The sequence below is a fragment of the Streptomyces sp. NPDC090025 genome, assembly GCF_044748125.1.
GTDB lineage: Bacteria > Actinomycetota > Actinomycetes > Streptomycetales > Streptomycetaceae > Streptomyces.
In genome coordinates this window covers 139,780-155,758 of the sequence record NZ_JBIVFL010000004.1, presented here as the reverse complement: position 1 = coordinate 155,758, position 15,979 = coordinate 139,780, and the positions used below count along the sequence as shown (strand labels likewise).

Genomic DNA, 15,979 nt, shown 5'->3' with positions numbered 1-15,979 from the left:
TCGGACCTCCGTCACATCGATGCCACCCGTGGCATCCCTTTCGGGATGCGTGGGGGAAGGTGCATCGGTATTTGTGCTGCCGTCCGTGATGCGCGTGGTGTTCCCCGGGCGAGACATGCGATCTCCTTAAGTAAGGTGAGCCTAACCTAACCTATTTCGGAGGTCTGGAGAACGTGCCTAACCAGTCGCGTCCCAAGGTCAAGAAGTCTCGTGCGCTCGGCATCGCGCTGACGCCGAAGGCCGTCAAGTACTTCGAGGCCCGCCCCTACCCGCCGGGCGAGCACGGCCGTGGCCGCAAGCAGAACTCGGACTACAAGGTCCGTCTGCTCGAGAAGCAGCGTCTGCGCGCCCAGTACGACATCAGCGAGCGCCAGATGGCCCGCGCCTACGACCGCGCCAAGAAGGCCGAGGGCAAGACGGGCGAGGCGCTGGTCGTCGAGCTCGAGCGTCGCCTCGACGCCCTGGTCCTGCGTTCGGGCATCGCCCGCACCATCTACCAGGCTCGCCAGATGGTCGTCCACGGCCACATCCAGGTCAACGGTGGCAAGGTCGACAAGCCGTCCTTCCGCGTCCGTCCCGACGACGTCGTGATGGTCCGCGAGAAGTCCCGCGCGAAGACCCTCTTCCAGGTCGCCCGCGAGGGTGGCTTCGCCCCCGACGGCGAGACCCCGCGCTACCTGCAGGTCAACCTGAAGGCCCTGGCCTTCCGCCTCGACCGCGACCCGAACCGCAAGGAAATCCCGGTCATCTGCGACGAGCAGCTGGTCGTCGAGTACTACGCCCGCTGATCCCAGCAGGCCGTAGTACCACCCCCGCGGTGTTCAGCCCGCCGCTTCCCCGCCCTTTCCGGAGGGGGAGCCGGCGGGCTTCCGCGTGTCCGGGACCGCCGCACGGCCGGTACGGAACGGCCGCGGCGCCCGCGCCCCCGCCGTGTCCCGCACCGCCGGGTCCCGGCGTCCGGCCAGCGCCCGGTCCACCGCCGCGTCCAGCGGCAGCAGCTCGCCCTCGCCGTACCAGGCCGCGTACAGCGGGCCGCCCAGCTCCTCGCCCGCCCGCCGGGCCGCGAGCGCCCGCGCCCCGTTGAAGTGCGCCGAACCGAACAGCGGCAGCCCCACCGACTCCCACACCGGCATCGTCGCGCCCTGCAGCAGCGCCGCCTCCGTCGGATCGCCCTCGGTCACCGTCACCAGGGCCAGCAGCTCAAGGGCCAGCACCAGACCCACCAGATCGCGGAACGTGTGATTGATCGTGACGCACTCCGCGAGCAGCTCCCGCGCCGACACCGGATCGCCGTCGTGCAGCGCCGCGTACGCCAGGACATAGAGCGCGTACGCCTTCGTCCAGCGCTCACCGCGCTCCTCGCAGACCTCGCGGACCTCCGCGCACAGCGCCACCGCGCCCGGCAGATCGCCCTGGAAGGCCCGCGCCATCGCCAGCTCCACCTGCGCCATCAGCACGTTGCTGTTCAGCTCGCCGAGCTCCCGGTAGCCGTCCAGGGCCGCCCCGATCAGCTCCGCGGCCCGCGGCAGCTCGTCGGACAGCAGCGCGAGACAGCCCATCCGGTGCGTCGCGTACGCCTCCGCCAGCGCGTTCCCGGAAGCCCCGGCCCGCTCCCCGCACTCGTGCAGTGCGGACACCGCCGCCGTCCGGTCGCCCTGCAGCACCGCCACATAACCCAGCACCCACAGCGCCTTCAGCCGGGCGTCCTCGTGCGGCGCCGCCGACGGGTGCGGCGGCGCGCCGAGCGCCCGGTCCAGCCAGTGCCGCCCCTCGGCGAGCCGCCCGCAGCCCACCCAGGCGAACCACAGCGTGCCCGCCAGGTGCTGGGCGAGCGAGGTGTCCTCCGGCGACTCCAGACACAGGTCGAGCGCGGCCCGCAGATTCGGCAGCGCCACGTCCGTGACCGCCGCCACCTCCGCCTGCCGCGGGCTGAACCACTCCAGTTCGCACCAGGTCGCCAGACCCATGTACCAGTCCCGGTGGCGCCGCCGCAGCCGCCCGGTGTCGCCGAGCGCGGCCAGCCACTCCGCCCCGTACGCCCGGACCGTCTCCAGCATCCGGAACCGCGGCCCCGCCGCCGTCTCCTCACGGGTCACCAGGGACTGCGCGAGCAGCTCGCCGAACACGTCGAGCACCCGGTCGGCGGGGAGTTCCGGGCCCCCGCACACGTACTCCACCGCCTCCAGGTCGAACGGCCCCGCGAACACCGAGAGCCGCGCCCACAGCAGCCGCTCCGCCGGGGTGCACAGCTCATGGCTCCAGCCGATCGCCGTGCGCAGCGTCCGGTGCCGGGGCAGCGCGCCCCGGCGGCCCTGGTCGAGCAGCCGGAAGCGGTCCTCCAGGCGGCGCAGCAGTTCGTCCGGGGTGAGCAAGGGCAGCCGGGCCGCCGCCAGTTCGAGCGCCAGCGGGATGCCGTCGAGCCGCCGGCACAGCTCCAGGAGCACCGCCGGATCGTCGAGCGCCCCCGGGCCGCCGCCGGGGCCCGTGCCGAGCCCGGCCGCCGCCCCCGCCTCCGCCGCGCGGCGCGCCAGCAGGTCGAGCGCGTCGGTCTCGGCCAACGGCGCGAGCGCGAACACCGCCTCGCCGTCCACCCGGAGCGGGCGGCGGCCCACCGCGAGCACCGTCAGGCCCGGGCAGCCGAGCAGCAGTTCGCGCAGCAACCCGGCGCACCGCGCCACCAGATGCTCGAAACCGTCCACCACGAGCAGCGTCCGCCGGTCCGCCAGATGCTCCAGGAGCACCTGCCGCGGGCCGCGCCGGGTGTGGTCGGTCAGGCCGAGCGCGTCCACCAGGGCGTGCCCCACCAGGGCCGGATCGCGCAAGGCCGAGAGCTCGGCGAGCGCCACCCCGTCGACGTAGCGTTTCTGCAACGCCGCCGCCGTCCGCAGGGCGAGCCTGCTCTTGCCCACACCCCCCACGCCGACCACCGTGACGAGTCTGAACTCGTCGAGAAGCCGGGCGAGTTGGTGCTGTTCAGCGGCTCGTCCCACGAACCGGTTCAGCTCCGAGGGGAGATTGATCCGTCGCATGGGACACGGAGCGTACTCACCCGCGCGCGCTCCGTACAATCCGAGCCGGATGGCGGGAAGCCATCCACCCCCGCGCGCGCGGGTAATCGCGGGGGTAATGCGGTACGGCCGCGGACCCCGGGCGCGATAGGGTCGGAGGACCGATGTACACGGGTCCGACGACCGTCCGGGGCCCCCGACAGCAGAGAGCGGTGCACAGTGACCGGTGGTGAGGTTGCCGGGATCCTGGTGGCCGTGTTCTGGGCGATCCTCGTCTCCTTCCTCGCCGTGGTGCTGGTGCGGCTGGCGCAGACGCTCCGGGCGACCACCAGGCTCGTGGCGGACGTGACCGAACAGGCCGTCCCGCTGCTCGCCGACGCGTCGAGCATGCTCCGCTCCGCGCAGACCCAGCTGGACCGGGTCGACGCCATCGCCTCGGACGTCCAGGAGGTCACCTCCAACGCCTCCGCGCTCGCCGGCACCGTCGCCTCCACCTTCGGCGGCCCGCTCGTCAAGGTCGCCGCCTTCGGCTATGGCGTGCGCCGGGCGCTCGGCCGGAGCCGCCAGGACGCGCCGCCCGCCGCCGACCCGCGTACTGTGATCGTCGGACGTACCGTGCCGTCCGCGCGACGCCGGAAGCAGAAGGGCTGAGCCGCATGTTCCGCCGTACGTTCTGGTTCACCGCGGGCGCGGCCGCCGGCGTGTGGGCCACCACCAAGGTCAACCGCAAGCTCAAGGAGCTGACCCCGGAGAGCCTGGCCGCCCAGGCGGCCGACAAGGCCGTCGCAGCGGGCCACCGGCTCAAGGACTTCGCGCTCGACGTGCGCGGCACCATGATCCAGCGGGAGGCCGAGCTCGGCGCGGCACTCGGCCTGGACGCACCGCCGCCCCCGGACGACGAGCAGCGTCTCCCGGCCCCGCGGCGCCGGGCGGCCCTCGGGCCCCGCACCACCCCAGACACCACCACGACCGTGATCAAGCACTCGCGTTCGTTCAACCGGAATGAGGACCACTGATGGAGTCGGCTGAAATCCGCCGCCGCTGGCTGAGCTTCTTCGAGGAGCGCGGGCACACCGTCGTCCCTTCGGCGTCGCTCATCGCGGACGACCCGACTCTGCTGCTCGTCCCGGCCGGCATGGTGCCCTTCAAGCCCTACTTCCTGGGTGAGGTCAAGCCGCCCTTCACGCGCGCCTCCAGCGTGCAGAAGTGCGTGCGCACCCCCGACATCGAAGAGGTCGGCAAGACCACCCGGCACGGCACGTTCTTCCAGATGTGCGGCAACTTCTCCTTCGGCGACTACTTCAAGGAAGGCGCCATCACGTACGCCTGGGAGCTGCTGACCACCCCGGTGGAGCACGGCGGCTACGGGCTCGAGCCGGAGAAGCTCTGGATCACCGTCTACCTGGAGGACGACGAGGCCGAGCGCATCTGGCGCGACGTCGTCGGCGTCCCGGCCGAGCGCATCCAGCGCCTGGGCAAGAAGGACAACTACTGGTCCATGGGCGTCCCCGGACCCTGCGGCCCCTGCTCCGAGATCAACTACGACCGCGGCCCCGAGTTCGGCGTCGAGGGCGGCCCGGCCGTCAACGACGAGCGGTACGTGGAGATCTGGAACCTGGTCTTCATGCAGTACGAGCGCGGCCAGGGCATCGGCAAGGAGGACTTCGAGATCCTCGGCGACCTGCCGTCCAAGAACATCGACACCGGCCTCGGACTCGAGCGCCTGGCGATGATCCTCCAGGGCGTGCAGAACATGTACGAGACCGACACCCTCAAGGTCGTCATCGACAAGGCCACCGAGCTGACCGGCGTCGGCTACGGCAAGGCCCACGACTCGGACGTCTCGCTGCGCGTGGTCGCCGACCACATGCGCACCTCCGTGATGCTCATCGGCGACGGCGTCACCCCCGGCAACGAGGGCCGCGGCTACGTGCTGCGCCGCATCATGCGCCGCGCCGTCCGCAACATGCGCCTGCTCGGCGCCACCGGCCCGGTCGTCGGCGAGCTCGTCGACACCGTCATCCGGACCATGGGCGAGCAGTACCCGGAGCTGGAGACCGACCGCAAGCGCATCGAGACCGTCGCCCTCGCCGAGGAGGCCGCGTTCCTCAAGGCCCTCAAGGGCGGCACCAACATCCTCGACACCGCCGTCACCGAGACCAAGGCCGCCGGCGGCAAGATCCTCTCCGGCGACAAGGCGTTCCTGCTCCACGACACCTGGGGCTTCCCGATCGACCTCACCCTGGAGATGGCCGCCGAACAGGGCCTCTCGGTGGACGAGGACGGTTTCCGCCGCCTGATGAAGGAGCAGCGGGAGCGGGCCAAGGCCGACGCCCAGGCCAAGAAGACCGGCCACGCCAACCTCACCTCGTACCGTGAGATCGCCGACGCCGCCGGTGCCACCCAGTTCACCGGCTACACCAACACCGAGGGCGAGACCACGGTCGTCGGTCTGCTGGTCAACGGCGTCTCCTCGCCGGCCGCCTCCGAGGGCGACGAGGTCGAGGTCGTCCTCGACCGCACCCCGTTCTACGCCGAGGGCGGCGGTCAGATCGCCGACCAGGGCCGGATCAAGCTGCACTCCGGTGCCGTGATCGAGATCCGCGACGTGCAGCAGCCGGTGCCGGGCGTGTCCGTGCACAAGGGTTCGGTGCAGGTCGGCGAGGTCACCGTGGGCGCCACCGCCTACGCCGCCATCGACGTGCGCCGCCGCCGGGCCATCGCCCGCGCCCACTCGGCCACCCACCTCACCCACCAGGCGCTGCGCGACGCCCTCGGCCCCACGGCCGCCCAGGCCGGTTCCGAGAACCAGCCCGGCCGCTTCCGCTTCGACTTCGGCTCGCCGAACGCCGTCCCCGGCACGGTCCTCACCGACGTCGAGCAGAAGATCAACGAGGTCCTCTCGCGCGAGCTGGAGGTGCACGCCGAGGTCATGCCGATCGACGAGGCCAAGCGCCAGGGCGCCATCGCCGAGTTCGGCGAGAAGTACGGCGAGCAGGTCCGCGTCGTCACCATCGGCGACTTCTCCAAGGAACTGTGCGGCGGCACCCACGTGCACAACACCGCCCAGCTCGGTCTGGTGAAGCTGCTCGGCGAGTCCTCCATCGGCTCCGGCGTGCGCCGCATCGAGGCCCTCGTCGGCGTCGACGCGTACAACTTCCTCGCCAAGGAGCACACGGTCGTCGCCCAGCTCCAGGAGCTGGTCAAGGGCCGTGCCGAGGAGCTGCCGGAGAAGATCTCCGCGATGCTCGGCAAGCTGAAGGACGCCGAGAAGGAGATCGAGAAGTTCCGCGCGGAGAAGGTCCTCCAGGCCGCCGCCGGTCTGGTCGACTCCGCCAAGGACGTCCGCGGCATCGCCCTGGTCACCGGCCAGGTCCCGGACGGCACCGGCGCCGACGACCTGCGCAAGCTGGTCCTCGACGTGCGCGGCCGCATCCCGTCCGACCGCCCGGCCGTCGTGGCCCTGTTCACCACGGCCAACGGCAAGCCGCTGACCGTGATCGCCACCAACGAGGCCGCCCGCGAGCGCGGTCTCAAGGCCGGCGAGCTGGTCCGCACGGCCGCCAAGACCCTCGGTGGCGGTGGCGGCGGCAAGCCGGACGTCGCCCAGGGCGGCGGTCAGAACCCGCAGGCGGTCGGCGAGGCCATCGACGCCGTCGAGCGTCAGGTCCTGGACGCCGCGTGACCATGCGCCGAGGACGTCGGATCGCCGTCGACGTCGGGGACGCCCGGATCGGGGTCGCCTCGTGCGACCCCGACGGGGTCCTGGCCACGCCGGTGGAGACCGTGCCGGGACGTGACGTCCCGGCCGCCCACCGGCGGCTGCGTCAGATCGTCGCCGAGTACGAGCCGATCGAGGTGGTCGTCGGACTGCCCCGTTCGCTCAGCGGGCGGGAGGGTCCGGCCGCGACCAAGGTCCGGGCCTTCGCCGGTGAGCTGGCCAAGGGCATCAACCCGGTGCCGGTCCGGCTCGTCGACGAGCGGATGACCACGGTCTCCGCCACCCAGGGGCTGCGGGCCTCGGGAGTGAAGGCGAAGAAGGGCCGCTCCGTCATCGATCAGGCCGCGGCTGTGATCATCCTGCAGAACGCTCTTGAGTCCGAACGGGTATCAGGTAATCCGCCCGGTGAGGGCGTCGAAGTGGTCATCTGATCGCGATACGGTAACGTTCCGCGCGATGCGGCGGTTCGAACAGCTGCCGCACAACGTAGAGGCGGAACCACCGGAAGCCTCGCGGCTGTTTGGGGATCGATGACTGAGTATGGCCGGAGCCCCGGCTCCGAACCGTGGCACCCCACGGATCCCCTGTACGGGGACCAGGGGTGGGAGGGCCAGCAGCAGCAGTACCCGCAGCAGGCGCAGTACGGCCACCAGGACCCGCACGGGCAGCAGCAGGCGTACCCCGGCGACCAGCAGCAGGGGTACGTCGGCGACCCGTACGCCCACCAGCAGCCTCCCCAGTATCAGCAGCCGCAAACGCCGTACCAGCAGTATCCGCAAGGGCACGCCCAGCAACAGTTTCCGCAGGACCAGCACCAGCAGCAGGCTCAGCAGCAGCACGCCCCGCAGCAGTACGGGCAGGACCCGTACCCGCAGGACCCGCACCAGCCGCAGTACCCGCAGGAGCAGTACGGCGAGCAGCAGCAGTACGGGCAGCAGCCGGGCGGTTACGACACGCCCGGCTATCCCGCACAGCCGTACGACGGGCACTGGGAGACGGGCCAGGCTGCCATGCCGTACAACGCCGCTCCCGCCGATCCCTACGGCGGCCAGCAGCCCGACCTCTACGGCACCCCCGACGCCTACCCGCCGCCGCAGCCGCCGGGTCCCCGGCGGCAGGTCCCGCCGCAGCCGGTGACCGACTGGGACGCCGAGCCGGCGGAGGAGGACCATCCGTTCTTCACCGGCAAGGACGAGCCCGCGCCGCGCCGCGACGACCGCGCGGCGTACGACGACCAGGGCGACGACGAGGGCGACGACGAGCCCGACGGCGACGAGGAGCCCGGCGGCCGCCGCGGCGCGCGCGGCGGCGGTGGCCGGGAGCGCCGGGGCGGCAAGGGCCGCAAGGCGAAGAACGGCATGGCGTGCCTGGTGGTCGCCGCGGTCATCGTCGGCGGCGTCGGCGGCCTCGGCTATCTCGGCTACACCTTCTGGCAGGGCCAGTTCGGTGCCGCCCCCGACTACGCGGGCGAGGGCAGCGGCGACGTCCAGGTGGAGATCCCCAAGGGCGCGCTCGGCTACGACATCGGCAACATCCTCAAGAAGGCCGGCGTGGTCAAGAGCGTCGACGCCTTCGTCTCGGCCCAGCAGAAGAACCCCAAGGGCATCTCCATCCAGGCCGGCGTGTACACGCTGAAGAAGGAGATGTCGGCGGAGTCCGCGGTCGCGATGATGCTCAACCCGGCCAGCCAGGCGAACTTCGTCATCCCCGAGGGACGGCGCAACAGCTGGGTGTACGCCGAGGTCGACAAGCGCCTCGGGTTGAAGCCCGGCACCACCAAGGACACCGCCTTCAAGCAGGCCGGCAGCCTCGGTCTGCCCGACTGGGCGAAGAACCACGCGAAGCTGAAGGACCCGCTGGAGGGCTTCCTCTTCCCGGCCAGCTACCCGCTGGCCAAGGGCACCAAGCCCGAAGAGGTGCTGCGCCGGATGGTGGCCCGCTCCAACGAGGAGTACACCAAGCTCGACATCGAGGCGAAGGCCAAGGAGGTCGGACTCGAAGGACCGTGGCAGCTGCTCACCGCCGCCAGCCTGGTCCAGGCAGAGGGCAAGACCCACGACGACTTCACCAAGATGGCCGAGGTCATCTACAACCGCATGAGTCCGGACAACAAGGAGACCATGCAGCTCCTCCAGTTCGACTCGTCGTACAACTACCTGCGCGGGCAGAGCAAGATCAAGATTACCCGCAAGGAAGTACTGAGCAATCCCGACCCGTACAACACGTACACCAACCGGGGCCTGCCCCCGGGGCCGATCGGCAACCCGGGCAAGGAGGCCATCCAGGCCGCCATGAACCCGACGAAGGACGGCTGGCTGTACTTCGTCGCCACCGACGGCATGAACAAGACCGAGTTCGCCAAGACCCTCGCCGAGCACGACCGGCTCGTGGCGAAGTTCAACGCGGAGAACTGAGCGGAACCGAGATGACCCCACCCAGGAGGGCGGCCGTGCTCGGCTCGCCCATCGCCCACTCGCTCTCCCCGGTCCTGCACCGGGCCGCGTACCGGGCACTCGGCCTCGACGACTGGTCCTACGACCGGTTCGACATCGACGAGGCCGCGCTGCCCGGGTTCATGGGCGAGCTGGACGCCTCCTGGGCGGGGCTCTCGCTCACCATGCCGCTGAAGCGGGCGATCATCCCGCTGCTCGACGGCGTCAGCGACACCGCCGCCTCGGTCGAGGCCGTCAACACCGTCGTCATCGGCGCGGACGGCCGCAGGCTCGGCGACAACACCGACATCCCCGGCATGGTCGCGGCGCTGCGCGAGCGCGGGGTCGAGAAGGTACCGACCGCCGCCGTACTCGGCGCCGGGGCCACCGCCTCCTCGGCGCTCGCCGCGCTCGCCCAGATCTGCGCCGGGCCCGTCACCGCCTACGTCCGCAGCGAGGCGCGCGCCGCCGAGATGCGCGGCTGGGGCGAGCGGCTCGGCGTCGACGTGCGCACCGCGGGCTGGGACGAGGCGGCCCGCGCGCTCGACGCGCCGCTGGTCGTCGCCACCACCCCGGCCGGGACCACCGACGCCCTCGCCGCCGAGGTGCCGGAGCGCCCCGGCACCCTGTTCGACGTGCTCTACGACCCCTGGCCCACCCGGCTCGCCGCCGCCTGGTCCGACCGCGGCGGCAAGGTGGTCGGCGGCCTCGACCTGCTGGTCCACCAGGCCGTGCTCCAGGTCGAGCGGATGACCGGGCGGGTGCCCGCGCCGCTGGCCGCGATGCGGGCGGCCGGGGAACAGGCGCTCGCCGCGCGCTGAGCGGCCGTCCGAGGCTGCCCTAGGCCCGCCACGGCCGGTCCGGGGGAGGAAGAACTGTTGGCAGGGGGAGGGGGAGACGTGCTGCTCGCGTCGAAGGCGGAACTGGTGGTCGATCTGGTGCGGCTGGCGGCGGGAGCGCTCCGGTTCGCGTTCCGCGACGGGCCGGTCTGGCTGCGCTGCCTGGTGATCGCGCTGGTCGTCGCGAGTCTGGCGTACGTCGTCGGCAGCCGGATCCGCGAACGGCGCAAGGCCCGCCGGGAGGAGCCCGCCGCCGCACCGGCCGGAGCGGTGTCGAAGGCACCGGCGGAGGAACCCGCGGAAGCACCGGCGGCCGCCGCCGACCGGTGAGACTCATGTCCCGACCCGTGGACCGGCGATCGACCGGTGCCCCGGACGTGGGAGGATCGGGGGAGGCGGGCCCGGGCCGCGCACCCTGGCCGCGTCTTCGCAGTGCCCAGGCGCGAGCATGAGGAGCATCGTTGAGCAGGTTGCGTTGGCTGACGGCGGGGGAGTCCCACGGCCCCGCGCTGGTTGCAACCCTTGAGGGACTTCCGGCCGGTGTCCCGGTCACCACGGAGCTGGTGGCGGACCATCTCGCCCGGCGGCGCCTCGGCTATGGACGCGGTGCCCGGATGAAGTTCGAGCAGGACGAGGTCACCTTCCTGGGTGGCGTCCGGCACGGCCTCTCCCTCGGCTCCCCCGTCGCCGTCATGGTCGGCAACACCGAGTGGCCCAAGTGGGAGAAGGTCATGTCGGCCGACCCGGTCGACCCGGCCGAGCTCAAGGAGACCGGCCGCAACGCGCCGCTCACCCGCCCGCGCCCCGGCCACGCCGACCTGGCCGGCATGCAGAAGTACGGCTTCGACGAGGCCCGGCCTATCCTGGAGCGCGCCAGCGCCCGGGAGACCGCCGCCCGCGTCGCCCTCGGTGCCGTCGCCCGCTCCTTCCTCAAGGAGGCGGCCGGCATCGAGATCGTCTCGCACGTGGTCGAGCTGGCCGCGGCGAAGGCCCCGTACGGCGTCTACCCGACCCCCGCCGACGTCGAGAAGCTCGACGCCGACCCGGTCCGCTGCCTCGACGCGGACGCGTCGAAGGCGATGGTCGCCGAGATCGACCAGGCCCACAAGGACGGCGACACCCTCGGCGGCGTCGTCGAGGTGCTCGCCTACGGGGTGCCCGTCGGCCTCGGCTCGCACGTCCACTGGGACCGCCGCCTCGACGCCCGGCTCGCCGCCGCGCTCATGGGCATCCAGGCCATCAAGGGCGTCGAGGTCGGCGACGGCTTCGACCTCGCCCGGGTGCCCGGCTCCCAGGCCCACGACGAGATCGTCAAGGGCCCCGACGGCATCACCCGCAGCTCCGGCCGCGCCGGTGGCACCGAGGGCGGCCTCAGCACCGGCGAACTCCTCCGGGTCCGCGCCGCGATGAAGCCGATCGCGACCGTCCCGCGCGCCCTCGCCACCATCGACGTGGCCACCGGCGAGGTCGCCGCGGCCCACCACCAGCGCTCCGACGTCTGCGCCGTCCCGGCCGCCGGCATCGTGGCCGAGGCCATGGTCGCGCTCGTCCTCGCGGACGCCGTGCTGGAGAAGTTCGGCGGCGACAGCGTCCCCGAGACCCGCCGCAACGTGACGTCGTACCTCGAGAACCTGCGCATCCGGTGACCGGCGGACCGCTGGTCGTCCTCGTCGGCCCGATGGGCTCCGGCAAGTCGACGGTGGGAGCGCTGCTCGCGGAGCGGCTCGGCGCCGTCTACCGCGACACCGACGCCGACATCGTCGCCGCCGAGGGCCGTGAGATCGCGGACATCTTCGTCGAGGACGGAGAGGACCGTTTCCGTGACCTGGAGCGCGCCGCCGTGCGCACCGCGGTCGCCGAGCACGAGGGCGTCCTCGCGCTCGGCGGCGGCGCCGTGCTCGACCCCGGCACCCGCGCGCTGCTCGGCCCGCTGCCCGTCGCGTACCTCTCGATGGACGTCGAGGCCGCCGTGCGCCGGGTCGGCCTCGGCGCCGCCCGGCCGCTGCTCGCCGTCAACCCGCGCCGCCAGTGGCGCGAGCTGATGGACGCCCGCCGCCACCTGTACGAAGAAGTCGCCAGCGCCGTCGTCGCCACCGACGAGCGCACCCCCGAAGAGGTCGCTGAGGCGGTCCTCGACGCACTGGAGTTGAAGGACGTATGACGGACCAGGAAGTCACCCGGATCCAGGTCGGCGGCTCGGCGGGCTCGGAGCCGTACGAGGTGCTGGTCGGCCGGCAGCTGCTCGGCGAGCTCCCGGCGCTGATCGGCCCGGCCGCCAAGCGGGTCGCGGTGATCCACCCGGAGGCGCTGGCCGAGACCGGTGAGGCGCTGCGCGAGGACCTGGCGGCCCAGGGCTACGAGGCCGTCGCCATCCAGGTGCCGAACGCCGAGGAGGCCAAGACCGTCGAGGTCGCCGCCTACTGCTGGAAGGCGCTCGGCCAGACCAACTTCACCCGCAGCGACGTCATCGTCGGCGTCGGCGGCGGTGCCACCACCGACCTGGCCGGGTTCGTCGCCGCCAGCTGGCTGCGCGGGGTCCGCTGGATCGCGGTGCCCACCACGGTGCTCGGCATGGTCGACGCGGCCGTCGGCGGCAAGACCGGCATCAACACCGCCGAGGGCAAGAACCTGGTCGGCGCCTTCCACCCGCCGGCCGGGGTGCTCTGCGACCTGGCCGCGCTGGACTCGCTGCCGGTGCACGACTACGTCAGCGGACTCGCCGAGATCATCAAGGCCGGTTTCATCGCCGACCCGGTGATCCTCGACCTCATCGAGGCCGACCCGGCCGCCGCCCGCACCCCCGAGGGCCCGCACACCGCCGAGCTGATCGTCCGCTCGATCCAGGTCAAGGCCGATGTCGTCTCCGGCGACCTCAAGGAGGCCGGGCGCCGGGAGATCCTGAACTACGGGCACACCCTGGCGCACGCCATCGAGAAGAACGAGCGCTACAAGTGGCGGCACGGCGCCGCCGTCTCCGTCGGCATGGTGTTCGCCGCCGAGCTGGGCCGTCTTGCCGGCCGCCTCGACGACGCCACCGCCGACCGGCACCGCGCCGTCCTGGAGTCCGTCGGACTGCCGCTCAGCTACCGCGGCGACCAGTGGGCGAAGCTCCTGGAGACCATGAAGGTCGACAAGAAGTCCCGCGGCGACCTGCTGCGCTTCATCGTCCTCGACGGCCTCGCCAAGCCCACCGTCCTGGAGGGCCCCGACCCGGCCGTCCTGATCGCCGCGTACGGCGAGGTGTCCGCGTGAGCGAGCCGCGCCCGCCCCGGCGCGTCCTCGTCCTGAACGGACCCAACCTGGGGCGGCTCGGCTCCCGCGAACCCGACATCTACGGCGCCACCTCCTACGCGGGTCTGGTGGCGTCCTGCCGGGACCTCGGCGCGGAGCTCGGCTTCGACGTCGAGGTGCGCGAGACCAACGACGAGGGGGAGATGATCCGCTGGCTGCACGAGGCGGCCGACGGCGCGTTCCCGGTCGTCCTCAACCCCGGCGCGTTCACCCACTACTCGTACGCGATGCGCGACGCGGCCGCCCAGCGCACCGCGCCGCTGATCGAGGTGCACATCTCCAACCCGTACACGCGGGAGGAGTTCCGGCACACCTCGGTGGTGGCCGCGGTGGCCACCGGCACGATCGCGGGCTTCGGCATCGGCTCCTACCGGCTCGCGCTGCGCGCGCTCGCGGAGGAGCTCGACGCCTGACCGGTGCCCGTCGTCCGACCGGTGCCGGAGGTCCGGTGTCCGCCGGGCGGAGCGGTGCCCGACCGGCCCGTTCCCGCCCCGTCGCCCCCCGTCGATTCCCCAGGGCCGTTTCCCCTGGGGAAGGCGGGGGCGGTAACGTTCCGGCAACGAAGCGATCGTCCGAGCGGTCGTCGAACGCCGAGCGGCGGGACCGGCAGAACGGAGTGGGGCACCGGATGCAGCACGCGATGGGGGCTCCGCCGCCACCTCACGATCCCACCGGCCGCACCGGCTGGCAGGGCGCCGCACCCGGCCACCGGCCGCAGGGCGGCCACCCGCCCGTGCCGCCCGCCCCCGCGCACCGCCCCTACCCGGCGCCGCCGCCGGGACCCGGCTGGGGCCAGGCCCCGGCGGGCCCGCCGCCCGGGCCCACCGGACCGGCCGGGCCGATGGCCCCCGGCGCCCCCACGGGCCCGGTCACCGGACACATCACCCTGCCGCCGCCGGTCACCGGCACCGGCCACGCCACCCTCGCCGTCCTCCTCATCGGCCCGGCCGGTGCGGGCAAGACCACCGTGGCCCGGCACTGGGCCGCCCGCCGGTCCGTGCCGACCGCGCACATCAGCCTGGACGACGTCCGCGAGTGGGTCTGCGCGGGCTTCGCCGACCCCCAGTCCGGCTGGAACGAGCACTCCGAGGCCCAGTACCGGCTGGCCCGCCGCACCTGCGGCTTCGCCGCCCGCAACTTCCTCGCCAACGGCATCTCCTGCATCCTCGACGACGCCGTCTTCCCGGACTGGCCGGTCGTCGGCCTCGGCGGCTGGAAGCGGCACGTCGGCCCCGGCCTGCTCCCGGTGGTGCTGCTTCCCGGCCTCGACATCGTCCTGGAGCGCAACGCCGAGCGCAGCGGCAACCGCCGGCTCTCCGACGAGGAGGTCGCCGCGATCCACGGCCGGATGGCGGGCTGGTACGGCTCCGGGCTGCCGATCATCGACAACTCGACGTACGACGTGCCGACCACGGCCCGGGTCCTCGACGAGGTCCTGGCCCGCGCGATATCCGGCCGCCCGCCCGCCTGAGCCGCCCGGCCCCGCCTGAGCGCCGAACCGGCCGGACCGGCCGGACCGACCCGCTCGGCGGCGCCCAACAGGCCGGTCCCGGCCCCCGCTCGTACGCTCGGACCATGTCTGAGGTGTATGCGGAACGTCGGGTCCGGCTGCGCGACCGCAGCGCGGCCGCGGGCAGCCCGGCGGCCCTGGTCTCCCGTCCCGCCAACGTCCGCTATCTCACCGGTGGTTCGCCCCCCGGGGCGGTGCTGCTGCTCGGGCCCGCCGAGGACGTGCTGCTCTGCCCGACCGCCCCGGGCGCCGACCCGGCCGACGGGCGGGTGGACGAGCTGCTCCGCCTGGTGGTGCTCCCCGCGGGCGGCGGCGACCCGGCCGTCGCCGGGGTCGACTTCGCCCGGAAGGCCGGGGCCGACGCGCTCGCCGTCGAGGAGCACCATCTGACCGTCGCCCGGCACCGGGCCATGGCCTCGGTCGCCCCCGGGATCCGGCTCGCCGACCTGACCAGCGGCGTCGAGCAGCTGCGGATCGTCAAGGACGAGGACGAGATCGCCTGTCTGCGGATCGCCGCCGAGATCGCCGACCAGGCCCTCGGCGAACTCCTCGAATCGATCCTGGTCGGCCGCACCGAACGGCACCTCGCCCTGGAGCTGGAGCGCCGGCTCGTCGACCACGGTGCCGACGGGCCCGCCTTCGCCACCTCGGTGGCCACCGGGCCGCACTCCGGACGGCCCGGGCACCGGCCCACCGACCGGCGGGTCGAGGAGGGCGACTTCCTGTCGGTCTGCCTCGGCGCGAACTACCGCGGCTACCGCTGCGAGATCGGCCGCACCTTCGTCATCGGGACCACCCCGGCCGACTGGCAGATCGAACTGTACGACCTCGTCTTCGCCGCTCAACGGGCCGGACGGGAGGCCCTGGTGCCCGGCGCCGAGTACCGCGACATCGACCGCGCGGCCCGCCAGATCCTCACCGCCGCGGGGCATGCGGACGCCGTCGCACCGCTCACCGGGCACGGGGTGGGCCTGGAAATCGACGAGGACCCGCAGCTCGCACCCGCGGCCATGGGTAAACTGGACGCTTGCGTGCCGGTCACCGTCGAACCGGGGGTCCACCTCCCGGGGCGGGGCGGGGTCCGGATCGATGACACGCTCGTCGTGCGCCAGGAGGCGGACGGCGGACCCGAGCTACTCACCATCACGACCAAGGAGCTGCTCGCCCTCTAGGGCGCG

15 protein-coding genes are annotated in these 15,979 nt (G+C 72.9%); 14 read left to right on the top strand and 1 reads right to left on the bottom strand.

The window, feature by feature from the left end; genetic code table 11:
- Positions 1-173: 173 nt before the first annotated feature.
- Positions 174-788 carry a 30S ribosomal protein S4 gene (gene rpsD / locus ACIPXM_RS13235; RefSeq protein WP_401654950.1) on the top strand — a complete coding sequence of 205 codons (615 nt, stop codon included), beginning with the start codon at positions 174-176 and terminating at the stop codon, positions 786-788.
- Positions 789-821: 33 nt separating this feature from the next.
- On the opposite strand, the gene ACIPXM_RS13230 is transcribed toward rpsD, so the two are convergent.
- Positions 822-3,029, bottom strand: coding sequence for an ATP-binding protein (locus ACIPXM_RS13230; RefSeq protein ID WP_401654949.1), 2,208 nt, complete (start codon positions 3,027-3,029; stop codon positions 822-824).
- Between the two features lie 198 nt (positions 3,030-3,227).
- Here ACIPXM_RS13230 and ACIPXM_RS13225 point away from each other — a divergent pair, with 198 nt between their 5' ends.
- The 13 genes from ACIPXM_RS13225 (at position 3,228) to ACIPXM_RS13165 (ending at position 15,973) form a co-directional block, all read left to right on the top strand.
- On the top strand, positions 3,228-3,659 hold the full coding sequence (locus tag ACIPXM_RS13225; protein WP_401654947.1) for a DUF948 domain-containing protein: 432 nt from the start codon (positions 3,228-3,230) through the stop codon (positions 3,657-3,659).
- Between the two features lie 5 nt (positions 3,660-3,664).
- Positions 3,665-4,024, top strand: coding sequence for a hypothetical protein (locus ACIPXM_RS13220; protein ID WP_401654946.1), 360 nt, complete (start codon positions 3,665-3,667; stop codon positions 4,022-4,024).
- The gene (gene alaS / locus ACIPXM_RS13215) at positions 4,024-6,693 is read left to right on the top strand and encodes an alanine--tRNA ligase (protein WP_401654945.1); all 2,670 of its coding nucleotides are present in this window, start codon (positions 4,024-4,026) and stop codon (positions 6,691-6,693) included. Before ACIPXM_RS13220 ends, alaS begins: the two co-directional genes overlap by 1 nt.
- Before the next feature lie 2 nt (positions 6,694-6,695).
- On the top strand, positions 6,696-7,160 hold the full coding sequence (gene ruvX, locus ACIPXM_RS13210) for a Holliday junction resolvase RuvX (protein ID WP_401654944.1): 465 nt from the start codon (positions 6,696-6,698) through the stop codon (positions 7,158-7,160).
- A gap of 99 nt (positions 7,161-7,259) precedes the next feature.
- Entirely contained in the window at positions 7,260-9,143 is a 1,884-nt protein-coding gene (gene mltG / locus ACIPXM_RS13205; RefSeq protein WP_401654943.1) for an endolytic transglycosylase MltG, read from the top strand.
- 11 nt (positions 9,144-9,154) lie between these two features.
- The gene (locus ACIPXM_RS13200; RefSeq protein ID WP_401654942.1) at positions 9,155-9,982 is read left to right on the top strand and encodes a shikimate dehydrogenase; all 828 of its coding nucleotides are present in this window, start codon (positions 9,155-9,157) and stop codon (positions 9,980-9,982) included.
- 78 nt (positions 9,983-10,060) lie between these two features.
- Positions 10,061-10,330 (top strand): hypothetical protein, encoded by a 270-nt coding sequence (locus tag ACIPXM_RS13195; protein WP_401654941.1) that lies wholly within the window; start codon positions 10,061-10,063, stop codon positions 10,328-10,330.
- 131 nt (positions 10,331-10,461) lie between these two features.
- Positions 10,462-11,646 carry a chorismate synthase gene (aroC, locus tag ACIPXM_RS13190; RefSeq protein ID WP_401654939.1) on the top strand — a complete coding sequence of 395 codons (1,185 nt, stop codon included), beginning with the start codon at positions 10,462-10,464 and terminating at the stop codon, positions 11,644-11,646.
- A complete protein-coding gene (locus ACIPXM_RS13185; RefSeq protein ID WP_401654938.1) occupies positions 11,643-12,161 on the top strand; it encodes a shikimate kinase in 519 nt (172 codons plus the stop codon). The genes aroC and ACIPXM_RS13185 overlap by 4 nt, the downstream gene beginning before the upstream one ends.
- Positions 12,158-13,252 (top strand): 3-dehydroquinate synthase, encoded by a 1,095-nt coding sequence (gene aroB, locus ACIPXM_RS13180; RefSeq protein WP_401654937.1) that lies wholly within the window; start codon positions 12,158-12,160, stop codon positions 13,250-13,252. Before ACIPXM_RS13185 ends, aroB begins: the two co-directional genes overlap by 4 nt.
- Complete coding sequence (aroQ, locus tag ACIPXM_RS13175) at positions 13,249-13,704, top strand: type II 3-dehydroquinate dehydratase (RefSeq protein ID WP_401654936.1); 456 nt, start codon at positions 13,249-13,251, stop codon at positions 13,702-13,704. The genes aroB and aroQ overlap by 4 nt, the downstream gene beginning before the upstream one ends.
- 215 nt (positions 13,705-13,919) lie before the next feature.
- Positions 13,920-14,762 carry an AAA family ATPase gene (locus ACIPXM_RS13170; RefSeq protein WP_401654935.1) on the top strand — a complete coding sequence of 281 codons (843 nt, stop codon included), beginning with the start codon at positions 13,920-13,922 and terminating at the stop codon, positions 14,760-14,762.
- Positions 14,763-14,866: 104 nt separating this feature from the next.
- Positions 14,867-15,973, top strand: a complete 1,107-nt coding sequence (locus ACIPXM_RS13165; protein WP_401654934.1) for an aminopeptidase P family protein — start codon at positions 14,867-14,869, stop codon at positions 15,971-15,973.
- Positions 15,974-15,979 lie beyond the last annotated feature (6 nt).